Origin of the sequence: Blastomonas sp. (assembly GCF_041747255.1) — a bacterium.
Taxonomy (GTDB): domain Bacteria; phylum Pseudomonadota; class Alphaproteobacteria; order Sphingomonadales; family Sphingomonadaceae; genus Blastomonas.
In genome coordinates this window covers 1-5,962 of record NZ_JBGTFM010000074.1, presented here as the reverse complement: position 1 = coordinate 5,962, position 5,962 = coordinate 1, and the positions used below count along the sequence as shown (strand labels likewise).

Here is a 5,962-nt window from a genome sequence, read left to right as displayed (position 1 = left end):
CGGCGCAGCATCGCGCCAACGGATCAGCGCCGCACAGTTTGGCGCATTGCCTCCTTCCATCCAGACCCAGCAATATCAAAGCAGTTTCAGCGCGGCGGTCGATGCCAGTTGGGACCTCGATCTGTTCGGCCGACTGCGTGCCAGTGGGCGTGCGAGCGCCGCCCGGCTGGATGCGGCAACCGCCGATGCCAATGCAGTGCGGTTGGCGCTAATCACGGATATTGCGACAGCCATTGCCGATGTCCGCGAGGTCGATCAGCGTGCCGCCTTGATTGGCCGCGACGTACAAAGCGCACGCGCGCTCGCCGAGATCACAGGGGTTCGCGCACGCGCCGGGTTGGTGCCAACATCAGATGAGGTGCGTGCGCAGTCTCTTGAGGCCCAGGCTGGGGCCCGCATGGAGAGCATTGCCGGCGAGCGCGCCGAGGTTATCGGCCGGCTGGTGACGCTCACAGGACTTCCCGCCCAGAATGTGCTTGCCGCACTGGAGCAGGGTGCCCCGGACGCTGCGCCAGCGCGGCCAGACAGCGCCGCACCGTCTATCCCCACCACCGTGTTGCGCCAACGTCCGGATGTGATAGCCGCCGAACGCCGCTTGGCCGCAGCGGATGCCGAGATTGCCGCCGCTGCTGCCGATCGGTTTCCGACCTTCAGCCTCACTGCCGGTCTGGGCCTCATCTCCCTGGCGCTGGGGGATCTGTTGACGCAAGATGCAATAATTGGCTCGCTCGGCGGTGCGGTGTCCGGGCCATTGTTCGACTTCGGCCGGGTCGGCGCGCGCATCGACCAACGCCAAGCCGAGGCGCGTGAAGCCTTTGCCAGCTATCGCAAAACACTCTTTGCGGCGCTCGGTGAGACCGAAGCCGCGCTGGGTGGCCTGCGCGCAGCCACGCGCAACGCTGACGCTGTAGCCCGTCAGGCTGAGCTGGACCGGGACGCCGCAGAACTCGCACGTGAGCGCTATCGCCGGGGGCTCACCAATTTTTTGACGGTGCTGGATGCCGAGCGGACGAGCCTTGCCTCTGGCCAAGCTGCGGCAATTGCCGATTCAGAGGTCAGCCTGCGCAAAATTTCCCTGTATCGCGCGGTAGGTGGCGGTGTAACACAGGCGCAATGATCCACTGAATAAATTGAAACTGTCCGTTTTTTGCAGCGCGATCCTCTGAACCAGCCATCCAGCAACTGGCCCTGTTGCTGTCGTCACATGGCGGCTTTGCCATAGGCGTATTTATCCAGCAGTTCAGGTCCTCAATGGGCCTCGTGTAACGCGACTTTACCATCGCCCTTCCGCTGGCTGTGATGCAATCTTGCGCCGGTCGGCTCAAGAGGAGTTGGCAACGAAGCACTGGCGATAATCGGGCGAAACCGAAACTTTAGCTGCGGTTGATTGGACAGAGACAATCGCCTTAAACTGCCACGAAGCAGGCAAAACCGGCAGAGTCAAAAACTCGCAATGCACAGAAAATTGCCCGAAAAAGCGGGTTTATTCAGCTCGATATCAATGTCCGGCGATCTATTGAAGATGGGTGGAGGCACGCTTCTAACTCGAACCAAACCTCGTTTTTTCAGAAAACCTTTTAAATCAGTATTTAAACCACCGATTTCAGCATAGTTGTCGGTCCTAATCCAGCCGCCTGAGGCAGCATATTATTCTGTAGCCCGCCAAGCGACTGGTTCCGGCGACCGGTTGCTCGGACGCGATAGAAGCGGACCGCACATGAGCGATTGGCATTTCGCTTTATCACTCTCTAAAGCCGCACAATGTTGCGCATAACCGAACTAGCGCTGCCGCTCCACCATCCGGACGAGGCATTGCCCGCTGCAATCTGCAGGCGGCTGCGGATCGCCCCGCGCGATCTGGTGCTCTATGTCGTCTCGCGCCGCGGCCATGATGCGCGCGACAAGACAAACATCCAGCTGGTCTATTCGGTCGATGTGAACGTGAAGGACGAGGCGGCGGTGCTCGCGCGCTTTCGCAAGGATAGCAACGTCCAGCCCACGCGGGACCCCCGTTATCATCTCGTCGCCAAAGCACCGGCAAGTGGCGCGTCGAAGCGCCCCGTTGTCATAGGCGCGGGGCCATGCGGGCTTTTTGCCGGGCTCATCCTGGCCCAGATGGGATTTCGCCCCATCATACTTGACCGGGGGAAGGTGGTGCGTGAGCGGACCAAGGACACCTGGGGGCTTTGGCGGCGCGGGGTACTCAATCCGGAATCGAACGCACAGTTCGGCGAGGGCGGCGCCGGCACCTTTTCCGACGGAAAGCTCTACAGCAGGATCAAGGATCCGCGTAATCGCGACCGCAAGGTTTTGACCGAGTTCGTCAATGCCGGGGCACCGCCCGAGATTCTCACCGAGGCGCATCCACACATCGGAACGTTCCGGCTGGTGACAATGGTTGAGAGCATGCGCAAGAGCATCGAAACGCTCGGCGGCGAATATCGATTCTCAAACCGCGTTGATGGCACAGATATTGCTACCGATGCCCGTGGTGATCGCCGCGTTCGCGGAGTCCATTTAAGCACCGGTGAGTATCTGGAGGCCGATCATGTCGTGCTCGCAATTGGTCACAGTGCGCGCGACACCTTTGCGATGCTCCATGCTGCCGGGGTCCATGTCGAGGCAAAACCATTTTCAATTGGCGTCAGGATCGAACACCCGCAATCCTGGATCGACAAAGCGCGCTTCGGCGTCAACGCGGGCCATCCCATCCTCGGCGCGGCGGAATATCACATCTCGCACCACTGCAAGAATGATCGGACAGTCTATAGTTTCTGCATGTGCCCTGGCGGCACGGTGGTCGCAGCAACGTCTGAGGAAGGCCGCGTGGCCACCAACGGCATGAGCCAATATTCGCGCAACGAGCGCAATGCGAACTCCGGATTGGTTGTCGCAATCGATCCGGCGCGCGACTTCCCCGGCGATCCGCTCGCGGGCATCGCACTGCAACGCCATTGGGAATCGTTGGCCTTTGTTGCGGGAGGATCGAGCTACAAGGCCCCAGCCCAAAGACTGGGCGACTTCCTCGCAGGACGCCCCTCTGAGGCGCTTGGGCTGGTCACGCCATCATACAAGCCCGGAGTGCATATGACGGATTTGGCGCAATGCCTGCCAGACTTCGCAGTGACCGCGATGCGCGAGGCACTGCCTGTATTTGGCCGGCAGATCCCGGGCTATGATCATCCCGATGTGTTGATGACCGGTGTCGAGACACGCACGTCATCACCGGTCCGCTTCACGCGGGGCGACGATCTGCAAAGCCTAAACACTGTGGGTCTGTTTCCTGCCGGCGAAGGCGCGGGCTATGCCGGGGGCATCCTGTCAGCAGCGGTAGATGGGATCAAGATTGCCGAAGCCGTGGCGTTGAGCCTTGGCGACGCGCCAGCCCAAACTGGTTGCGACGGCGCTCTCACCAAATAGGCATGCCCGAATCGTATCCGTAATTGCCCGAGATTTGATCAGCGATGCCCTGAACTTCGGCCTTCGGTGCGCTTCAAGCTCGCGTAGATATTCAGAACCAGTTGCTCTTGCAGATGAACCCCGTTAGCTCTTGAATGTGCACAAACAAAGGGCGCCGGGCCATGCGACACGCGCAGACCATAATTGGCATTTGGCTGGTCGCGCTGTTCGCCTTCGTCGCCATGCCCGCTGCCGCGCAATTAACTGCCGCCCCTGCGCCGCGTACACTATCTTCCGCCACCGCAGCCAAAATTGCAGAACTCGAAAGCCGTGCAGCCAAAGCGCCATTGGGTGAACAGGCGGCAATTTCCGAGCAGGCACTGGCGCTGATTGCCGCCGATGTCGGTGAGACCAGCCCCGATTATGTCGCAAAACTCGTTGCGCACGCCTATAATCTCGGCTGGGCAGGCAAGAGCGCCGAACAGCTGCGCGCACTTGAAAAGGCGATCGCCATTTCAGGAAAAATGTATGGGCCCGAAAGCTACGCCACCGCCGATATTGAGCGGCAATATTCCAACAGTCTGCGCAGCAATGGCTTTGTCGCCGAGTCTATCGTGCCTTTCAGGCGTTATGTCCGCGCCGCGACTGAGGTTATATACGAATGCGGGCGGTGGCGCGACACCCCCGCGGGACGCATGGCTATGGGTTGCGCACGCGACGACCAGCATTTGGGCGAAACGCTCGCCACATATGGTGCGCTGCTGCACGAACAAGGGCGCGGCGATGAGGGGGGCGCGGAGTTCGATGCGGTGCTCGCGCGCTTTGAGCCGCGTTGGGCGGGCTGTGAAACCGAAACCTGGGCAACCCGATGCAACCAAGCCGCAAATGACCGCAGATCAATGCGAACGAACTATGCAGCGCTGCTATTGACGGTCGGTCAGGCGGACCGCGCGGTGGTGATCAGCAAAGATGTGTTCGAGGAGTTGCAAACGACAATAGCTGGCTGCACCGGCGATACCTGCGAAGGCGACAAGGGTTACATTCTGGAAAGCAGCGGCGTGCTGTTCTTCCCATTCCTGTATCTCGGCGCAAAGCACATGGTCACGGGATACGATCATCTACTGTTCCTTTTCGGGGTTATCTTCTTCCTGTATCGGTTGAAGGATGTCGCCATCTACGTGACGCTGTTCGCGATCGGTCATTCGGCTACATTGCTGTTCGGGGTGCTGACCGGCATCAGCGCCAACGCCTATATCATCGATGCGATCATCGGCCTGTCAGTGGTCTACAAGGCACTCGATAACCTTGGGGCGTTTCAGCGATGGTTCGGCGTTCAACCGAACACCAAGATCGCGACCCTGATCTTCGGCCTGTTCCATGGCTTTGGCTTGGCGACCAAGATCATCGAGTTCGAGTTCGCGCAGGATGGGCTCATCCCCAACCTCATCGCGTTCAACATTCGCGTCGAGATCGGCCAGCTGCTGGCGCTTGGCGCAATCCTCATCGTCATGGGCTTCTGGCGTCGGACCAGCAGCTTCATCCGCCACGCCTTTGCCGCCAACACCCTGCTGATGACCGCCGGCTTCGTGCTGGTCGGTTTCCAGCTCGCAGGCCTCGCAGCCAGCTGAGCCTGTTTCGAGGAGATACCCCATGTTCAATTCCCAACGCCCCCATTCAGATGACCTCCCGACCAATCGGCAATTGCTGGGTGCCACCGCATTTGCCGTTGCAGCCGCTGCGGCGATCCTGGTGACGATCGTGTTGCCATCTGACTTGCGATCGACCCCACGGGTATCGGACGCGCACTGAACCTCACGCAGATGGGCGAGATCAAGGTCCAACTTGCCAAGGAGGCCGCGTTCGCTGAAGCCGCCGAGACCGAAGCCGCTGGGCAAGCCGACGCTGCGGCTGCTACCCCGAAAGCCAATCCAGCCGCGACCCCGACCCAATCTGTATCACCGGTACAGCCCGAGGCCGAAATCCAACGACGCAGTGATGTCACCCGCCTGACGCTGGCGCCGGGCCAAGGTGCAGAGATCAAACTGACGGCGGCGAAGGGCGCGCGGATCGATTTCGACTGGGCAGTCGAAGGTGGCCGCGTCAATTATGACACGCACGCCGATGCGCCGGGCATTTCCTATCATGGCTATGGCAAGGGCCGGGATTCAGCCGGCGAACAAGGCGAGCTGATTGCGGCATTTGATGGCAGCCATGGCTGGTTCTGGCGTAATCGCTCGGCTTCACCTGTCACGATCATATTGCGCACCGAAGGCGCGTACAACGGGGTCAAGCGGGTGGTGTAGCGCGGAATGACAAAAGGCTGCCTCAGCAGGCGTTCGCTTGCGTGGGTTTTGTGTTTCAATGTGCCTGCTGGGCTGAGGGAGCTACAGAAACTTGACGCCGTACGATCTCTCATCGGGTGTCCGCAAAGGCGGTTGAAAAGACAGAGCACGAACCCGCTTCGCGGGAGAGTCGCTTGGGGTAACGTAGCGTAGTATTGTTGAGGCTTTGAGAGCGGCGAAGTCGCTTGTGAGGGTGGAGTTCCTTCAACGGAAAGGAACGC

The 5,962-nt window shown here is 60.2% G+C and carries 4 protein-coding genes; all 4 read left to right on the top strand.

Annotated elements, in window-relative coordinates:
- On the top strand, positions 1–1,117 hold a 1,117-nt coding region (locus ACEW8G_RS02755), incomplete at its 5' end, for an efflux transporter outer membrane subunit (RefSeq protein ID WP_373486917.1).
- Positions 1,118–1,761: 644 nt separating this feature from the next.
- Positions 1,762–3,420: an NAD(P)/FAD-dependent oxidoreductase gene (locus ACEW8G_RS02750; RefSeq protein ID WP_373486916.1), complete on the top strand. Its 1,659-nt coding sequence runs from the start codon at positions 1,762–1,764 to the stop codon at positions 3,418–3,420.
- 878 nt (positions 3,421–4,298) lie between these two features.
- The gene (locus ACEW8G_RS02745; RefSeq protein WP_373486918.1) at positions 4,299–5,027 is read left to right on the top strand and encodes a HupE/UreJ family protein; all 729 of its coding nucleotides are present in this window, start codon (positions 4,299–4,301) and stop codon (positions 5,025–5,027) included.
- A 192-nt stretch (positions 5,028–5,219) separates the two neighbouring features.
- Positions 5,220–5,702 (top strand): transmembrane anchor protein, encoded by a 483-nt coding sequence (locus ACEW8G_RS02740; RefSeq protein ID WP_373486915.1) that lies wholly within the window; start codon positions 5,220–5,222, stop codon positions 5,700–5,702.
- Positions 5,703–5,962: the final 260 nt, after the last annotated feature.